Raw genomic sequence first — 16,915 nt, forward strand, 5'->3', positions numbered from 1 at the left:
GGCGCGGATGTGCGGTCCTCGTCAGAAGTCGTAGCGCAGGCTGATGCTGGAAGTGCGGCCCGGGATCGAGCGCGCACGGATCACGCCGGAAGCCGCGTCGGCGATCGACGCTTCCTCCGCTTCGGTCAGGCCGAAGGTGTTGAGCAGGTTGTTGACGTTGAGCGAGACGGTCAGCGCATCGGTGATGCGGTAGTCGCCGAACAGGTTGACCTGGGTGTAGCCGGGCATCTTCAGCTGGTTGCTGTCCTGGGTGTAGGCCGAACTGGTGCCGATCGCGTTGACCCCGACCTGGTAGCGCTCGCCGCGGTAGCTCGGCGTCAGCTGCCAGACGAAGCGCGCCTGCCGACGCGGGGTGTTGCCGGCGTTGGCCGGGGTGATCTGGTCCTTGTCGATGGTGGCGTCGGTCCAGGTCAGGCCACCGTTGAGGGTGAAGCCGCCGGTGCGGTACGCGGCTTCCAGTTCCACGCCGTGCGCCTTGTAGGTGCGGTCGAAGAAGCGCTGGGTGGTTGCTTCGTAATTCTGCTCCTGGGTGCGCGCGGCGAAGGCGGTGGCGAACAGGCTCAGCCCGCCGCTGCGCCACTTCAGGCCGCCCTCGAGCTGCTTGACCACGTTCACCGCTTCGTTGGAGGACACCGAGCCGTCGTCGCGGACCACGCCGAACAGCAGGCGGTCAGCGTTGGCGCGGGCGCCGCGGCTGTAGCGCGCGAATGCGGCCAGGTCGTCGTTGAGCATGTAGTTGCCGCCGAACGAATACGACAGGTAGTTCCAGTCGTAGCGCACCGGCTTGGGGTTGGCGTAGTCGATGGTCGCCACGCGTTGCTCCGGCGCCTCGATCACGCCGTCGCCGTTCACGTCGACATTGCTGGCCAGCACGCCGCCGGCGGTGTTGCCGCGCGCGCGGCCCATGTCGTAGCGCAGGCTGCCGTCCACGCTCAGCGGGCCCTGGTCCCAGCTCAGCGCCAGGTACGGCGCGTTGATGTCGTAACGCACGTCGTAGTGGCGGGTGTTGTCCAGTCCCCAATACGGCACGCCGTAGGCGTACAGGCCGTCCTGCGAGCGCAGGCTGCCGTCGGCGGCGACCACGTCCAGCAGCCGCGGGCGGTGGCCCAGCGACTGCACGTAGGAGTTCCAGGTCCAGTCCACGTCGATGGTCTGCCGCGAGGTGTACCAGCCGGCCTTGAGGTTGAGGTTGCCGCCGTCGCCGCTGCCGAAGTCGCGCGCCAGGCTGAGGTCGTTGACCGCGTTGCCCAGGTCGTTGAGGTGCACGTTGAACAGATGCGTGCGCAGCGCCAGCCCGGTGTAGGCCTGGCCTGCGTTCTGGCCGTCGACGTAGCGCAGGCCGGCACCGGTGCCGCCGATGCTCGCCGCCAGCGCGCCGGCATCGGCGACTTGCGCCGGGAATGGCGAAACGAAGCGGCCGGAGGTATCGGCGATGCGGAACTTGTCGGTCAGGGTCCAGCCACCGCCGATGTCGAACTGCGCCTCGGCGCCGAACGCACGCGACAGCGGATGCATGCCGTCGCCCAGTTCCACCCGCGAGGGCTTGTTGCCGCCATCGAGGGTGGCGCTGCTGCGGAAGTACGGGCTGTACAGCGTGTCGGTGCCGGGATCGAAACCGTCGATGCTGCCGAAGTGCGGCGACCCGTCGCGGCCGCTGACCCGGGTCGGCACCGGCAGGTAGCCGGCGGCGCGGTCGTTGAGGTACTTGGCGTAGACGCGCACGTAGCCGTTGTCGAACAGCCGGGTCAGGTTGGCCTTGAGCTGGCCGCCCTTGTCGGTGGTGTAGCCGGCGTCGCGGATGCCGTCGCCGCGGCGGTAGAAGCCGCCGACGTTGAACTGCCAGTGCTCGGCGAACGGTGCGCCGTAGTCGAAGTCCAGGCGGGTGTTGTCGTAGCCGCCCAGGCCGCGGGTGAGGCCGACGCTGCCGCCGGCGGTGTCGCCGGTCTTGCTGATGAAGTTGATGATGCCGCCGGGCGAGTTGCTGGCGAAGGTGGAGGCCGAGCCGCCGCGAATCGCCTCGATGCGCTCCAGGCTGTAGTCGGCGCGCAGGAAGATGTCGGCGTTGCCGAAGGCGATGTCGCCGAACTCCAGCACCGGCAGCCCGTCTTCCTGCAACTGCAGGAACTTGGCCCCGCCGGAGGCGACCGGCAGGCCGCGCACGGCGATGTTGGCATTGCCTTCGCCGCCGCTGGATTCGGAGCGGATGCCGGGGATGTTGCGGAAGATCTCGGCGGTGCTGCGCGGCGCCGACTGTTCGATCGCCTCGGCGCCGACCGTGCTCACCGAGACGCTGGACTTGAGCTTGCTCTTGGGCGTGGCGGTGCCGGTGACGAAGACCGAGTCCAGGCTGACCACGTCGCCCTGCGCCGCCGGGCCGTCGGCAGCGGCGGGTGTGGCCTGTTGCGCGAGCGCAGCCGGTGCGGACAGCGCCGCGGCGACGGCCAGGGCCAGGGTCTGCAGGCGGATCGAAGGGTGATGCATCGCTGTCTCTCCCGAAGCGAGTGGTGCAGTGGGTGGCGGCGCGCCGCTGCCGGAACGGGCAGGGCGCGGCGCGGTCGGTGGGTGCGGCGGCGTACAGATACGGCCGTCCGCAATCGATTGCAATTTGCAGTGCAGCAAATCCACCAATGGCGCTTACGCCAATCTTATCGCTGAGAGATCGAGGCATTCTGCATGGTGCGGCGCAGCGTTACAAACGATTGCAGGCGCGGCGACACTCCGCTCCGCCGCTGCGGCACACCTCCCGCGTGCCCGACCCGCCCAGGCCGATGCCGATGCTCATGCGTTCCGATCGTCCCCTGCTTCCGCTCTCGCGCGTGCTGGCGCTCAACGCCGGTTTCTTCGGCGTGCAGTACAGCTTCGGGCTGCAGCAGAGCAACATGAGCCCGATCTACAACTACCTGGGCGCCGACCACGCCAACCTGCCGTACCTGTGGCTGGCCGGCCCGATCACCGGGCTGGTGCTGCAACCGGTGGTCGGCGTGCTCAGCGACCGTACCGTGACCCGCTGGGGCCGGCGCATGCCGTACATGGTGGTGGGCGCGCTGGTGTGCAGCCTGTGCCTGCTGACCATGCCCTTCAGCGTGGCGCTGTGGATGGCGGTGGCGCTGCTGTGGATGCTGGATGCGGCCAACAACGTGGCGATGGAGCCGTACCGCGCGCTGGTCAGCGACGTGCTGGCGCCGCCGCAGCGGCCGCTGGGCTACCTGACCCAGAGCGCGTTCACCGGCCTCGGCCAGACCCTGGCCTATGTCACCCCGCCGTTGCTGGTGTGGCTGGGCATGAACCAGGACGCGGCCAACGCCCACCACATTCCCTACGTCACCATCGCCGCGTTCGCGATCGGTGCGGGCTTCTCCGCCGCCTCGATCCTGCTCACCGCGCGCAGCGTGCGCGAGCCGATGCTGCCGGCGGCGGAGCTGCAGCGCTTGCGCAGCGCCGCGGTCGGGCCGCTGGCGACGCTGCGCGAGATCGTCGACGCGGTGCGACAGATGCCGCCGACGATGCGGCAGATGGCGCCGGTGATGCTGTTCCAGTGGTATGCGATGTTCTGCTACTGGCAGTACATCGTGCTGTCGCTGTCGACCACGCTGTTCGGCACCACCGCGGCCGATTCGCATGGCTTCCGCGAGGCCGGCCTGGTCAACGGGCAGATCGGCGGCTTCTACAACTTCGTCGCCTTCCTGGCCGCGTTCGCGATGGTGCCGGTGGCGCGGCGGTTCGGCCCCAAGGCCACCCACGCCGCCTGCCTGGTCGCCGCCGGCATCGGCATGTGCGTGCTGCCGTCGATCCACGATCGCTGGCTGCTGCTGCTGCCGATGCTCGGCATCGGCCTGGCCTGGGCCAGCATGATGGGCAATCCCTACCTGATGCTGGCCAACAGCATCCCGCCCGAGCGCACCGGCGTGTACATGGGCTTGTTCAACCTGTTCATCGTGCTGCCGATGCTGATCCAGATCGTGACCCTGCCGCTGTACTACGACCGCCTGCTGCAGGGCGACCCGCGCAACGTCATTCGCCTGGCCGGCGCGCTGATGCTGGCGGCGGCGGTGGCGATGGTGTTGGTGAAGCGTCGGGAATGGGGAACCGGGAATGGGGAATCGGAAAAGCGCGGCATCGTGCGCTGAAACTCCGCGTGCTGACCGATCTCCCCAACTCCCTAATTCGAATGTAGAGCCCTAGGCCAGCTGACTCAGCGTCAGCGCGCGACCAACGCTTTTCCGATTCCCTATTCCCGACTCCCCATTCCCAGCCCTCAGGCCGACTCCCGCACGACCAGACTCACCGGCAGCTCCACCGATTCCACCGGCGTGCCGGCGATCAGGTTCAGCACGCCGTCCACCAGCAGGGTGGCGGCCTGGGCCAGGTCCTGGCGCACGGTGGTCAGCGGTGGCTGGCTGTAGGCGGCCAGGGGGATGTCGTCGAAGCCGACCAGGGCGATGTCCTGCGGCACGCGGTGGCCGGCTTCGATGAGGGCGCGGATCGCGCCCAGGGCGATCACGTCGGAGGCGGCAAACACCGCATCCGGCGGATCGGTCTTCTTCAGCATCGCGCGGGTCAGGCGGTAGGCGTCCTCGCTGAGGAAGTGGCTGCGCGCGTGCAGCCGCGGGTCGAACGTCAGGCCGTGCGCGTCGAGCATGCGCCGGTAGCCGGCGAAGCGCGGCGCCACTTCCGGCAACTGCTCGTCGCCGAGGAAGGCGATGCGCCGGCGGCCATGTTCGATCAGGTGTGCGGTGGCCAGTTCGCCGCCGCGCAGGTTGTCGCTGCCCACGCTGGCATAGGCCTGGCCGTCGATGCGGCTGCCCCACACCAGCATCGGCAGGCCGCCGCGCGCGGCGGCGTCGAGCGAGGCGTGCTCGTGGCTCTGGCCGAGCATGATGACGCCGTCGGCGCGGCTGTTGCGTGCCAGGTCCTCGACCCAGTGGTCCTGGTGCTGGTCCAGCTTGGACAGCAGCATGCTGTAGCCGCGCGCGGTCAGCGCGTCGGCCAGCAGCGCCAGCATGGTCATCATGAACGGGTCCGACAGCGGCTGCTCGTGCGCGTGCATCAGCGGCACCGCCACGCAGACGATGTTGGAGCGGCGCGAGCGCAGGCTGCGCGCGACCGGATCGACCCGGTAGCCGGCGTCGCGGGCGAGTTGCTTGATATAGGCGCGGGTGCGTTCGGCGACCACCGGGTTGTCGGCCAGCGCACGCGACACCGTGGATTCGGAGACGCCGGCCATGCGCGCGATGTCGGCCATCTGCAGGCGCGCGGCGGGCGCGCCGGGTTCGGGTTTGTCGGACATGCGGAGCGGGCGCGACGGACGAAGCGGAACCGGCAGTGTATGCCAGGCGGGCGTCGCGGCGCTTTGCACGCCGCGGCTGCAGTGCCGCGGCGTGCCTGCCTGCCGAATCCGGCGGCTGCGCGCGGGCGCATCCGCCGCGGTCGAGCGCAGGTCCACGTCCCGCGTCTCCGCTGCATGCACGCGCAACCGTGGCGCCATGCGGGGCAGGCGAGGCGCTAGGCCATGTGCAGGCCGCCGTTGACCGCGTAGTCGGCGCCGGTGACGTAGGCGGCCTCGTCCGAGGCCAGCCAGGCGCACAGCGCCGCCACTTCCTCGGGCTTGCCGAGCCGGCGCAGCGGCACCGAACTGGCGAGACGATCGAGCACGTCCGGCGGGAAGCCGCTGATCGCCGCGCTGGCGATGTAGCCGGGTGACACCGTGTTGACGGTGACGCCGCGCGAGGCCACTTCCTGCGCCAGCGCGCGGCTGAAGCCCTGCATCGCCGCCTTGGCGGTGGCGTAGTTGATCTGCCCGATCTGACCCTTCTGCGCGCTGACCGCGCCGATGTTGACGATACGGCCCCAGCCGCGCGCGGTCATGCCGTCCACCACCTGCTTGGTGATGTTGAACAGCGCATGCAGGTTGCTGGCGATCACCGCCTGCCAGTCCTCGCGGCCCATCTGCCGGAACAGCATGTCGCGGCTGCCGCCGGCGTTGTTGACCAGCACGTCGATCTCGCCGACCTCGGCCTTGACCTTGGCGAACGCCGCCACCGTCGAATCCCAGTCGGTGGCGTTGCCCTCGGAGGCGATGAAGTCGAAGCCGAGCTCGCGCTGCTCGCGCAGCCACGCCGACTTGCGCGGCGAGTCCGGCCCGCAGCCGGCGACCACGGTATGGCCGTTGCGCGCCAGCTTCTGGCAGATCGCGGTGCCGATGCTGCCCATGCCGCTGGTGACGTAGGCGATGCGGAGGGTCATGGCTTAACTCCTTCGGAGTTGGGAATGGGGAGTGGGGAATCGGGAATGGTGGGAAGCGGGGCCGCTCTTGCGATTCCCGATTCTCGATTCCCCATTCCCGGCAGCGCTCAAGCGGCCAACGGATACAGTGCGAACAACAAGCTGCCACCCATCAACACCAACGACACCAGTACCGCCCACTTCAGGGTGAAGCGCTGGTGGTCGGCGAAGTCGACCTTGGCCAGGCCGACCAGCAGGTAGGTGGAGGGCACCAGTGGGCTGAGCAGGTGCACCGGCTGCCCGGCCAGCGAGGCGCGGGCCATTTCCACCGGGGTGATGCCGTAGTGGCTGGCGGCGTCGGACAGGATCGGCAGCACGCCGAAGTAGAAGGCGTCGTTGGACATGAAGAAGGTGAAGGGCATGCTCGCCAGTGCGGTGATCACCGCCAGGTACGGCCCCCATGCGTCGGGGATCACCGCCAGGAAGCTGCGCGACATCGCCTCGACCATGCCGGTGTTGGAGAGGATGCCGGTGAACACGCCCGCGGCGAAGATCAGCGACACCACCGACAGCACGTTGCCGGCATGGTTGACCAGGCGCCGGCGCTGCTCGGCCAGGTTCGGGTAGTTGATCAGCAGCGCCAGGGCGAAGCCGATCATGAACAGCACCGGCATCGGCAGCACGCCGATCACCAGCGCCGCCATCAGCGCCAGGGTCAGCGCCAGGTTCACCCACAGCAGCCGCGGCCGCTTGATGTCCTCGGCATCCTCCACGGTGGGCAGCGCCTCGCCGTCGTCGGCCACGCTGCCGTCCATCCAGGCATCGCCGGGCAGCGTCACCACGCCGAGGCGGCGGCGTTCCTTCATACCCAGGTACCAGGCCAGCAGCAGGATGCCGACGATCGCCAGCGCCATCGCCGGCACCAGCGGCACGAACACGTCGGCCGGGTCCACGTGCAGCGCGGTGGCCGCGCGTGCGGTCGGGCCGCCCCACGGCGTCAGGTTCATCACCCCGCCGGCGAGGATGGTCACGCAGGTCATGTTCAGCGCGTTCATGCCCAGCCGCCGGTACAGCGGCAGCATCGCCGAGACGGTGATCATGTAGGTGGTGGAGCCGTCGCCGTCGAGCGAGATCAGCAGCGCCAGCACCGCGGTGCCGACCACGATCTTCATCGGGTCGCCCTTGACCAGGCGCAGGATGCGCCGCACCAGCGGATCGAACAGGCCGGCGTCGATCATCACCCCGAAGTACAGGATCGCGAACATCAGCATGACGCCGGTGGGCGCGATCTTCTTGATCCCCTCCAGCATCATCTCGTTGATGCCGGTGCCGAAGCCGCCGGCCAGCGCGAACGCGATCGGGACGATGATCAGCGCGACCAGCGGCGACAGCCGCTTGCTCATGATCAGGTACATGAAGGTAATGACCATTCCGAAACCGAGCGCGGTCAGCATGGAAGTTCCTCAGGGCAGTGCATGAAAGAAGATGGACCCCGCATCAAGGATCCGAAAAGAGGCCGACCAGACGTCACATCGCACGATCCCGCCGTTGCGAATCCCGAATCCCCATTCCCCAATCCCGGCACTCAGAAGTCATACTGAAAGCGCCCGGTGATCGCCCTGGTGTGATCCAGCGTCACGCCGGCCAGGTGATCGCGGTTGCGGCTGTCGATCAGGTTGAGCATCAGCCGCAGGTTCGGCTTGAGGTACCAGTTGCCGGCGAGCGTCCACGAGGCGGTGGAGGCGTCGAGCAGATCGGGTTGCCCGTCGCGGTGCTGCGCGCCCCACATGCGGTCGTAGCGCAGCGCCAGCTCGAAGGCGCCGTAGTTGTGATTGACCTGCCTGATGCGGGTGAAACGCCCGGTCTTGCTGTCGTAGCGGCGCGATTCGCCGGTGGCGAACCAACTGACGAAGCCGTAGGCCGCCATCACGTCGGCGCGCTGCGCGCCGTCGTCGAACAGCCCGCCGCTGAATTCGCCCTGCCACGACAGCGGCCCGCGCACCTGCGCGTATTCCAGCGACCACTTGTCCACGTCGGTGTCGCGGCCGTCGGCGAAGCGCGCCAGGGTGACGCGGCTGTCGTCGGACAGGTGCCCGGCCGGGCGCGGGCGGATGCTCAGCGCCGGCGCGCCGCCGGCACCGGGATGGTCGTAGTGCTCGTGCGCCAGCGACAGGCCCAGGTGCAGCACGTCGCCGTCGCGCGCGCCCGGCGCCCAGGTGCCGCGGCCGCCGAACGCTTGGCCGCGGACGTTGGAGACGTCGATGCTCTGCAGGCTGTAGACGCTGGCCGCCCAGGTGTAGTCGGTGCCCGCGGCCTGCCACGACACCGCCTTGCGGTACAGCGGCGCCAGCGTACTGGCTGCGCCGCTGCGCTCCAGGAACTGGCCGAAGTTGGAGCCGGTGCGGTCGTCGAGCGTGAAGTACTGCTTGAACTGGCCCACAGTGAGCGTGCCGGCATCGAATTTGCGGGTGAGGTAGACGTCCTTGGCCTCGATGCCCTTGCCGTTGAAGTCGTCCTGCAGCCCGGCGAAATCGCCTTCGACCTTGTAGCCGAAGCCGAAGACCTTGCCGGACACGTCCAGCCACAAGCGGCGGATCTCGGTGTCGTCGGGATTGGGCGTGCCGCGCCGGTCGTTGTCGAAGTGGGCGAAATCCCAGTGCAGGCGCCCGCCGAGTTCGGCGGTCACCGGGCCGTTGTCGTCGCTGGCGGCGTGCGCCGATCCGGCCAGGCACAGCAACGCGCAGGCGCTGCCCCATGTCAGAGTCTTCAGTTCCACGTCCCCTCCCAGGTGCGTGTCGCAGCGATTGGATCGGTCCGCCCGCAACGGCCGCGGACCGGCATGGACGCAGCCTAGTCGGAGGTAGCTGTCAACGACCTGTCGGCGGTGGGGAATCGGGAATCGAGAATGGGGAATCGAAAAAGCACGTTCCTGGATGCGCTAGGCTTCTGCCGTTGCTGTTTCCATTCCCCATTCCCGATTCACCATTCCCGGCCTCCAATGCGCCTGCTCCTGGTAGAAGACAACGCCGATCTCGCCGATGCGATCGTGCGGCGCATGCGCCGCAGCGGGCATGCGGTGGATTGGCAGCGCGATGGGCTGAGTGCGGCCGGGGTGCTGCGCTACCAGCGCTTCGATCTGGTGGTGCTGGACATCGGCCTGCCCGGGCTGGATGGGCTGCGGGTGCTGGCCGGTCTGCGCGAGCGCGGCGATACCACGCCGGTGCTGATGCTGACCGCACGCGACGGCATCGAGGATCGGGTGCAGGCGCTGGACGTGGGTGCCGACGATTACCTGGGCAAGCCGTTCGACTTTCGCGAGTTCGAGGCGCGCTGCCGGGTGTTGCTGCGGCGCAATCGCGGCCAGGCCAGCGAGGTGGTGCAGCTCGGCGGTTTCGCCTTCGACAACGCCGCGCACAGCGTCAGCCTGGACGGCACGCCGATCGAACTGCCCAACCGCGAGTATCGGCTGCTGGAGATCCTGATCGGCCGGCTCGGCCAGGTGGTGGGCAAGGACGAGATCGGCAACGGCCTGTTCGGCTTCGACGACGAGGCCGGGCCGAACGCGATCGAACTGTACGTCGGGCGCTTGCGCAAGAAGCTGGCCGCCGCGCCGCTGCGCATCGTCACCGTGCGCGGCGTCGGCTACAAGCTGGAGGCGGCCGCGTCGCCGCCGGACCAGGCGGCAGCGGACGCCGATGGCTGAGGCCGCGCCGCCGGCGCCATCGATCCGGCGCACGCTGCTGCGTTCCCTGGGCGCGCTGTCGCTGCTCGGCGCGGTGGCGCTGTTCTTCGTCGCCCGCGATTACGGCCAGCGTGCCGCCAACCGTTCCTACGACCACCTGCTGGTGTCCTCGGCGCTGTCCATCGTCGATTCGGTGGCGCTGGCCGGCGGCCAGTGGCAGGTGGACCTGCCGTATGCGGCGCTGGACCTGCTGGCGATGGCGCCGGAGGACCGGGTGTTCTACCGCGTGTTCGATGCGCGCGGGCGCACCATCACCGGCTACGACGACCTGCCGGCGGCGCCGTCGCTGCCGCGCGCGAGCGCGCCGCCGCGCTTGTTCGATGCGGTCTACAGCGGCGAGCCGGTGCGCTTCGCGGTGGTGTCGCGGCGGGTGTCCTCGGCGGCGGCGCAGGACCAGGTGTGGGTGCAGGTGGGGCAGACCCGGCGCGCCCGCGAGGCGCTGGCGCAGGACGTGGTGCTGCATGCGCTGGTGGCGATCGCGCTGTTGTCGCTGCTGGCCTTGGCGCTGGTGTGGCTGGGCGTATCGCGTGCGCTGCGGCCGCTGCGCACGCTGGAGCGCGAACTGTCGCGGCGCGAACCGTCCGAACTGAAGCCGGTGGCCGCGACGGCGCCGCAGGAGATGCAGCAGATGGTGGCGGCGCTGAACCGCTTCATGGCGCGCCTGGCCGGCAGCAACGAGACCCTGCGTGCGTTCATGGCCGAGGCCGCGCACCAGATGCGCACGCCGCTGGCGGCGCTGCGTGCGCAGGCGCAACTGGCGCTGGACGAGGACGACCCGCACGAGATGCGTCGCAGCCTGGAGGCGATCGAGCGCAATGCCACGCACATGAGCCGCCTGCTCAACCAGTTGCTCAGCGACGCCAGCGTGATCCACCGTTCGAACCTGCAGCGCTACGCCAGCGTCGACCTGGCCGAGGTGTTGCACCAGGCGCTGCACGAGGCCGTGCCGCAGGCCGCGCCGCGGCCACGCGTGCAACTGGCCGTCGCCAGCGAACCGGCGCTGGTGCGCGGCGATGCGCTGCTGTTGCGCGAGGCGATCAAGAATCTGATCGACAATGCCTGCAAGTACGGCGGCGATGGCCCGCTGCAGGTGGCGCTGACCTGCAGCGCGCGCGATTGCGTGGTGACCGTGGCCGACCATGGCCCGGGCATCGCCGCCGCCGAAGCCGAACGCGTGTTCGAACGTTTCGTGCGCGGCGAGGGTGCGGCCGCCGGCGGCGCCGGGCTGGGCCTGGCGATCGTCAAGCGCGTGGTCGAGGCCCATGGCGGGCGCATCGACCTGTCCAATCGCGTGGGCGGCGGTCTGATCGCCAGCCTGCACCTGCCGAGGTTGCATCCATGATCCTGCCCGCACTGCTGCGCGGTCTGCCGCTGCTGCTGACCGCGCTGCTTGCCAATGCCGCGCTGGCCGCGCCCGGCGACGTGCGCCGCTTCCCGGCGCAGGGCACGGCCACCGCGCAACTGTGCATCCAAGGTTCGACCGACATCGAGGTGTTCGCCGCGGTGATCGGCGACTACCAGCGCCTGCATCCGCACACCGAGGTGGTGTACCAGGACGTGATCGCCGGCGATATCTACCGGCGCTACCTGCATCCAGTCCCTGGCCCGCGCTGCGCCGATCTGCTGATCAGCGCCAGCATGGATCTGCAGACCAAGCTGGTGAACGACGGTCACGCACTGGCGCACCGCTCGCCGCAGACCGAGGCGCTGCCGGCGTGGGCGCAGTGGCGGCACGAGGTCTTCGGCATCAGCTACGAGCCGGTGGCGATCGTCTACAACACCGCGCGGCTGCCGGCCGCGCAGGTGCCGGGCACCCGCCGCCGGCTGCTGGAACTGCTGCGCGCGCCGGGCTCGCCGCTGCGTGGGCGTATCGGCACCTACGACGTGGAGCGCAGCGGCGTGGGCTACCTGTTCGCGACCCAGGACAGCCAGCTCGGCAGCATGGCCGGCGCGTTGCTGGCGGCGATGGGCGACAACCAGGTGGTGCTGGAAGAACGCACCGGCGTGTTGCTGGACAAGGTCGCGCGCGGCGACCTGCTGCTGGCCTACAACGTGCTGGGTTCGTACGCGCAGGCGCGCATCGATGCCGGCGCGCCGCTGGCGATCGTGCAGCCGGAGGACTACACCCTGGTCGCGCTGCGCACCGCGGTGATCCCACGCGACAGCCCGCACGCGGCCGAGGCGCGTCGTTTCCTGGATTACCTGCTGTCGCCGCGCGGGCAGCAGGGGCTGTCGCGCGAGGCGCGGCTGCAGCCGATTCTGCCGCAGCCGGGCGTGGCGGCGCAGGGCGGGCCGGCCGCTGCGTCGGCGTTCCGCCCGATCGCGCTCGGGCCCGGGTTGCTGGTGTACCTGGATGCGCTGAAGCGACGTCAGTTCCTGGACGCCTGGCGCAGCAGCATGCAGCAGGCGCCGCCGCGCTGAGCCGCCGCGCCGGCGTCGCTCAGCGCGCGAAGCGCGGCTGGCGCCCGGGCGAACACAGCACGCGTACGCTGTCGCCCAGTTCTTCCGGTGCGCCGCCGGCCAGCAGCGCGTGCAGGCGCGGCCGGTCCGGCGCCGCGCCCGGCGCCAGTCCCACCCAGGCGTCCTTGCCGGCGCCCTTGGCGGCGTAGAGGCAACGGTCGGCCAGGCCCACGCTCTGTTCCCAGTCGCCCAGCGCCGGCCACGCGGCGACGAACGGCCACGGCGCGAAGCCGATGGAGCAGGTCAGGGTCAGTTCGCGCTCGGTCAGCGCGAAGCGCTGCGTCGCCACCGCCGCACGCAGGCGTTCGGCCAGGTCGCTGGCGACGTCTTCGCGCGGCAGGCGGGTGACCAGCAGGAACTCCTCGCCGCCCCAGCGCACCAGCAGGTCGCGTTCGCCGCACAGTCCGCGCAGGCGATCGGCGCAGTGCACCAGCGCGGCGTCGCCGGCCTGGTGGCCGTAGTCGTCGTTGATGCGCTTGAAGTTGTCCACGTCGATCATGAAGAAGTACAGCGCATCGGCACTGCCGCCTTCGTCCAGCGCCGCCAGCAGGGCCGGGCATTCGCGCGCCAGCCAGTCCTGCAGCTCGCGGCGGTTGGCGACCTGGGTCAGCGGATCCAGGCGTGTGGCCGCCTGCAGGCGCGCATTGCTCTGCAGCAACTGCTGGTTGGCGCGTTCGAGCTGGCGGGTGCGCTCGGCCACGGTCAGGTTGAGCAGTTCCACCATGTCGCGCTCGCGGTTGACCGTGTGCCGCACCCGCTGCAGCGCCAGGCCGAGCAGCGCCAGGCCCAGCACGACGTAGCCGGCGTAGGCCAGCGGATGCCGCCACGGCGGCGGCAGCACCTCGATCTGCAGCCGCCGCGCGCCACCGAACTGGCCGTCGCGCCCGGCCGCTTCCACCACCAGCGTGTAGCGGTCCGGTGGCAGGTGGCTGACCGAGAAGTCGCTGTGCGCGGTCTGCGGGTATACCCAGCCCTTCTGCAACCCGTCGACGCGGTAGCGCAGGCGCGCGGTGCCCGGGGCGGCGAAGTCGATCGCGGTCATGCCGATGGTGAACACGTTGTCGCGATGGTCCAGGGCAATGCGCTGCGCGTAGACCACGTCGCTCTCGGTCTGGTTCTCGCTGCCGTCGCGGTCCTCGCCGGCATTGAGGATGCGCAGGTCGGTGAGTACTGCGCGCGCCTGCGGGCTACGCAGCGGCAGGCGCGTGGGATCGATCACGTCCACGCCCTGGGTGCCGCCGAAATACAGCAGGCCGTGCGCGTCGCGGTAGCCGCGGCCGCTGTTGTACTCCTGGTTCTGCAGGCCGTCGCGGCGGCCCAGGCTCTGCACGATGCGCGTGCGCGGATCCAGCACGCTCAGGCCGTTGTTGGTGCTGAGCCACAGCCGCCCCTGCGGATCCGGCAGGATCGTGTAGATGACGTTGCTGCTGAGCCCCTCGCGGTCGCTGTAGCGCAGCGCCACGTCGCGCTTGAGGTCGATGCCGTACAGCCCGCCGGAGAAGGTGCCCACCCACAGCACGCCGTCGTGTTCGTACAGCGACCACACCGACGGGTACAGGGTGCTGCCGCGCGGGCGGTAGGGCTCGGCGGGACGGCCGCTGCGCATGCGCCACACGCCGCAGTCGTTGCAGCCGATCCACAGCGTGTCTTCGCTGTCGCGGTAGACCCGGGTCAGGGTGTGCCCGCTCAGGGGTGCCCAGCGCGGATCGTTGCGCACGCGCCCATCGACCACGCGGGTCAGGCCGCGGCGGGTGGCCACCCATAGCGTGTCGCCTTCCAGCAGCAGATCGTTGACGTGCTCGTCGGCCAGCCCGCCCAGGCGCCGCACTGTGCCGTTGCGGTCCAGGCGCCACAGCCCCTGGCGCGTGCCCAGCCACCAGCCGTCGCGGTCGGCGGCGATGCTGCGGATCGCTTGGCTGGCCAGCCCGGGCACCAGCTGCCAGGCGGCACGGCTGCTGTCGCGCAGCAGCAGGCCCTGGTCGGTGCCGATCAGCATGCGCTCGCCGTCGCGCCAGATGCTGCGCACGCTGCTGCTGGGCCACGCATGGGTGTCGCTGACGCGCTCCTCGTCGTTGCGGATCACCGCCGACAACGGACGCACCCGGTACAGCCCGCCGGTGTAGGTGCCGATCCACCAAGTGCCGTCGGGCGCCTGGTAGAAACGGATGATGGCGCTGTTGGGCGGCATGTCGAAGCTCAGCCGCTGCGGCGCATGCTGCGCGCTGTCCAGTTGCGTCACCGTGGCATTGGTGGTGCCGACCAGTACGCGGCCGTCGTGCAGCCGGATCAGCGCGCTGAGGTCGCTGCCGCCGGTGGCCAACTGCGCTGGCGTCCAGTGCGCCAGCACCGCGCCCTGCGCATCGAGCTGGAACAGGCCGCCGCTCGCCGACGCCAGCCACAGCCCTTCCGGGCCGGACTGCAGGCCTACGCATTCGTCGATGCCGCGCGGTGCCGGCAGTTCCTCGCGCGCGTCGCGGCCCAGCCGCCACAGCCGGCATTGCCGGTCCAGTGCCACTGGTTGCTTGCCGTCCGGCATCCAGGTCAGGCCCACCACCGGCGCATCGCCGCCCAGCGGGCGCGCCCGCTGCAGGTCGGCCTCGACCCGGTCCATGCCGCGTTCGGTGCCCAGCCATGCGCCGCCCTGCGGATCGATCAGGATCTGGGTGACGCGGTTGTGCGACAGGCCCTGCTTCGCGTCGAGACGGTGGTGTTGCCAGGTGGCCAGCTCGATCACTTCCAGGCCGGCGTCGTTGGTGCCCAGCCACAGGCGGGTGCCGCGCGGCTCGAAGCCGATGCTGTCGATGCTGCTGCTGAGCAGGCTCTGCCGGCTGTCGCTGCCGAGTTCGCGCCGGTAGGCGCGGAACAGATGCCCGTCGAAGCGGTTCAGGCCTTCCTGCGTGCCGACCCACAGGAAGCCCTGGTCGTCGCTCTGCAGGGCGTTGATCGACAGCTGCGACAGGCCCTCGTCCAGGCCGAAGTGCTCCAGGCTGCTGGGCAGGTCGTCGTCGCTTGCGGTGGCGGCCGCGGACACGTCCGGCGCGAGCGCCAGGCACACGATGAGGCAGGACGCGGCCAGCGGCAGGCGGCCCAGCAGATTGGAGAACGAGACGATCACGCCGTGTTATCGGCCATGGTGGGGCCGGCCTTGAATGCGCGGCCGAGGACGCCTTGCTGCGCGCTGCGGAGCGCCAATGCGCGGCGTGGCGGTGTTGTGCGCGGCGTCCTGCACGAGTTTCTCCGCAGGCACCCGGCACGCCGGTCTCGGGCAACCCGCCGCCGCCCGATCGGGTCTCGCGCACTCGGCATCCAGCGGCCACGCACGTACACTGCGGGTCCTGCGCGTTGTCCGCGCCCACCCGACGCCGCGTTGCAGCGTCATGCCAGCCGCCTTCACGCCCATGGATGCCCCGACGATCCTGGTCGCCGACGACCACCCGCTGTTCCGCGCCGCCGTGCTGCACGCGTTGCGCCAGGCCTTGCCGCGCGCCCTGGTGGTGGAGGCGGCCAGCGCTGGCACCCTGGACGCCGCGCTGGCCGCGCAGGCCGACGCCGACCTGATCCTGCTGGATCTGGCCATGCCCGGCGCGCGCGGCTTCTCGGCCCTGCTGCACGTGCGCGGCGAGCGCCCGGACGTGCCGGTGGTGGTGATTTCCTCCAACGACCATCCGCGGGTGATCCGCCGCGCGCAGCAGTTCGGCGCGGCCGGCTTCATTCCCAAGTCCTCGCCGGCCGAGACCATCGGCATTGCGGTGGCGGCGGTGCTCGACGGCGGCACCTGGTTCCCACCGCTGACCGCGGCGCGGTCGGAGGCCGACGCGCAGTTGGCGGCGCGCCTGGCGCAACTGACCCCGCAGCAGTTCCGGGTGCTGCTGTGCCTGGCCGATGGTCTGCTCAACAAGCAGATCGCCTACGAACTGGGCCTGGCCGAGAACACCGTCAAGGTCCACGTGACCGCGATCCTGAAGAAGCTCGAATGCCACAGCCGCACCCAGGCCGCGGTGCTGGTGAAGGCGCTGGAGCCGGAAGGCGAGGCCTGAACCGGGCGCCGGCGGGGGGCGTTTTCTGCGGCGCCCGGATACGCGATGCTATGCGCCGATGCCCGCGCCCCCCGCGGGCGGAGACCACCGGACCATGCCCACCACGACCCTCCGCAACGAGCAGACCGCCCACTATCCGTTCCTGCAGGAGATGCTGGACGACGACTACTTCCCCCCGTCGCTGGTCGGCAAGGGACAGAAGATCCTGCTGCGGTTGTGCGAGGCGATCGAGGCGCAGGCACCGGCGGACCTGCCGGCGCTGTACCGGCTCACCCATGCCGCCACCGAAGAGTTCAACAAGCTGGCGTTGGAGTTCGAGGCCCACGACAGCGAGATCGAGACCGCCGCAAGCGAGAACATCGGCGTGGATTTCCTGCACATCGCCAAGGCCTATGGTTTCGAAGACGCCGACGTCGAGGAACTGATCGCGCCGCGCGAGTGGTAGAGGCATCGC

General features: G+C 70.1%; 12 protein-coding genes. 6 read left to right on the forward strand and 6 right to left on the reverse strand.

Going from position 1 to position 16,915, the window contains the following annotated elements:
• Positions 1 to 21 precede the first annotated feature (21 nt).
• A complete protein-coding gene (locus ACHWVH_RS16420) occupies positions 22 to 2,481 on the reverse strand; it encodes a TonB-dependent receptor domain-containing protein (RefSeq protein ID WP_394687565.1) in 2,460 nt (819 codons plus the stop codon).
• Positions 2,482 to 2,780: 299 nt separating this feature from the next.
• Here ACHWVH_RS16420 and ACHWVH_RS16425 point away from each other — a divergent pair, with 299 nt between their 5' ends.
• Entirely contained in the window at positions 2,781 to 4,127 is a 1,347-nt protein-coding gene (locus ACHWVH_RS16425; protein ID WP_394687700.1) for an MFS transporter, read from the forward strand.
• 128 nt (positions 4,128 to 4,255) lie between these two features.
• On the opposite strand, the gene ACHWVH_RS16430 is transcribed toward ACHWVH_RS16425, so the two are convergent.
• The 4 genes from ACHWVH_RS16430 to ACHWVH_RS16445 form a co-directional block, all read right to left on the reverse strand.
• Positions 4,256 to 5,287, reverse strand: coding sequence for a LacI family DNA-binding transcriptional regulator (locus tag ACHWVH_RS16430; protein ID WP_152235867.1), 1,032 nt, complete (start codon positions 5,285 to 5,287; stop codon positions 4,256 to 4,258).
• Positions 5,288 to 5,502: 215 nt separating this feature from the next.
• Complete coding sequence (gene phbB, locus ACHWVH_RS16435; RefSeq protein WP_010344527.1) at positions 5,503 to 6,243, reverse strand: acetoacetyl-CoA reductase; 741 nt, start codon at positions 6,241 to 6,243, stop codon at positions 5,503 to 5,505.
• Positions 6,244 to 6,350: 107 nt separating this feature from the next.
• Positions 6,351 to 7,676 carry a CitMHS family transporter gene (locus ACHWVH_RS16440; protein ID WP_152239646.1) on the reverse strand — a complete coding sequence of 442 codons (1,326 nt, stop codon included), beginning with the start codon at positions 7,674 to 7,676 and terminating at the stop codon, positions 6,351 to 6,353.
• Between the two features lie 131 nt (positions 7,677 to 7,807).
• The gene (locus ACHWVH_RS16445; RefSeq protein ID WP_394687566.1) at positions 7,808 to 8,998 is read right to left on the reverse strand and encodes an OprO/OprP family phosphate-selective porin; all 1,191 of its coding nucleotides are present in this window, start codon (positions 8,996 to 8,998) and stop codon (positions 7,808 to 7,810) included.
• 222 nt (positions 8,999 to 9,220) lie between these two features.
• Between ACHWVH_RS16445 and ACHWVH_RS16450 the strand changes: the two genes are divergently transcribed.
• The 3 genes from ACHWVH_RS16450 to ACHWVH_RS16460 are packed head-to-tail and all read left to right on the forward strand — an operon-like array spanning position 9,221 to position 12,385.
• Positions 9,221 to 9,925, forward strand: a complete 705-nt coding sequence (locus tag ACHWVH_RS16450) for a response regulator (protein WP_394687567.1) — start codon at positions 9,221 to 9,223, stop codon at positions 9,923 to 9,925.
• Entirely contained in the window at positions 9,918 to 11,306 is a 1,389-nt protein-coding gene (locus ACHWVH_RS16455) for a sensor histidine kinase N-terminal domain-containing protein (protein WP_394687568.1), read from the forward strand. Before ACHWVH_RS16450 ends, ACHWVH_RS16455 begins: the two co-directional genes overlap by 8 nt.
• A complete protein-coding gene (locus tag ACHWVH_RS16460) occupies positions 11,303 to 12,385 on the forward strand; it encodes an ABC transporter substrate-binding protein (RefSeq protein WP_394687569.1) in 1,083 nt (360 codons plus the stop codon). The genes ACHWVH_RS16455 and ACHWVH_RS16460 overlap by 4 nt, the downstream gene beginning before the upstream one ends.
• Positions 12,386 to 12,404: 19 nt before the next feature.
• On the opposite strand, the gene ACHWVH_RS16465 is transcribed toward ACHWVH_RS16460, so the two are convergent.
• Positions 12,405 to 15,539 carry a two-component regulator propeller domain-containing protein gene (locus ACHWVH_RS16465; RefSeq protein ID WP_394687570.1) on the reverse strand — a complete coding sequence of 1,045 codons (3,135 nt, stop codon included), beginning with the start codon at positions 15,537 to 15,539 and terminating at the stop codon, positions 12,405 to 12,407.
• A 283-nt stretch (positions 15,540 to 15,822) separates the two neighbouring features.
• Between ACHWVH_RS16465 and ACHWVH_RS16470 the strand changes: the two genes are divergently transcribed.
• Together ACHWVH_RS16470 and ACHWVH_RS16475 are read left to right on the forward strand one after the other, a co-directional pair.
• Positions 15,823 to 16,461 (forward strand): response regulator transcription factor, encoded by a 639-nt coding sequence (locus tag ACHWVH_RS16470; protein ID WP_017910914.1) that lies wholly within the window; start codon positions 15,823 to 15,825, stop codon positions 16,459 to 16,461.
• A gap of 94 nt (positions 16,462 to 16,555) precedes the next feature.
• On the forward strand, positions 16,556 to 16,906 hold the full coding sequence (locus tag ACHWVH_RS16475) for a DUF5713 family protein (RefSeq protein ID WP_010344517.1): 351 nt from the start codon (positions 16,556 to 16,558) through the stop codon (positions 16,904 to 16,906).
• The last annotated feature ends 9 nt before the right edge of the window (positions 16,907 to 16,915 follow it).

The organism is uncultured Xanthomonas sp. (assembly GCF_964278005.1).
GTDB lineage: Bacteria > Pseudomonadota > Gammaproteobacteria > Xanthomonadales > Xanthomonadaceae > Xanthomonas_A > Xanthomonas_A sontii.

Coding starts and splice junctions, on each gene's coding strand:
- ACHWVH_RS16420 (WP_394687565.1), bottom strand. CDS start 2,481: ATGCATCACCCTTCGATCCGCCTGCAGACCCTGGCCCTGGCCGTCGCC.
- ACHWVH_RS16425 (WP_394687700.1), top strand. CDS start 2,781: ATGCGTTCCGATCGTCCCCTGCTTCCGCTCTCGCGCGTGCTGGCGCTC.
- ACHWVH_RS16430 (WP_152235867.1), bottom strand. CDS start 5,287: ATGTCCGACAAACCCGAACCCGGCGCGCCCGCCGCGCGCCTGCAGATG.
- phbB (WP_010344527.1), bottom strand. CDS start 6,243: ATGACCCTCCGCATCGCCTACGTCACCAGCGGCATGGGCAGCATCGGC.
- ACHWVH_RS16440 (WP_152239646.1), bottom strand. CDS start 7,676: ATGCTGACCGCGCTCGGTTTCGGAATGGTCATTACCTTCATGTACCTG.
- ACHWVH_RS16450 (WP_394687567.1), top strand. CDS start 9,221: ATGCGCCTGCTCCTGGTAGAAGACAACGCCGATCTCGCCGATGCGATC.
- ACHWVH_RS16455 (WP_394687568.1), top strand. CDS start 9,918: ATGGCTGAGGCCGCGCCGCCGGCGCCATCGATCCGGCGCACGCTGCTG.
- ACHWVH_RS16460 (WP_394687569.1), top strand. CDS start 11,303: ATGATCCTGCCCGCACTGCTGCGCGGTCTGCCGCTGCTGCTGACCGCG.
- ACHWVH_RS16470 (WP_017910914.1), top strand. CDS start 15,823: ATGGATGCCCCGACGATCCTGGTCGCCGACGACCACCCGCTGTTCCGC.
- ACHWVH_RS16475 (WP_010344517.1), top strand. CDS start 16,556: ATGCCCACCACGACCCTCCGCAACGAGCAGACCGCCCACTATCCGTTC.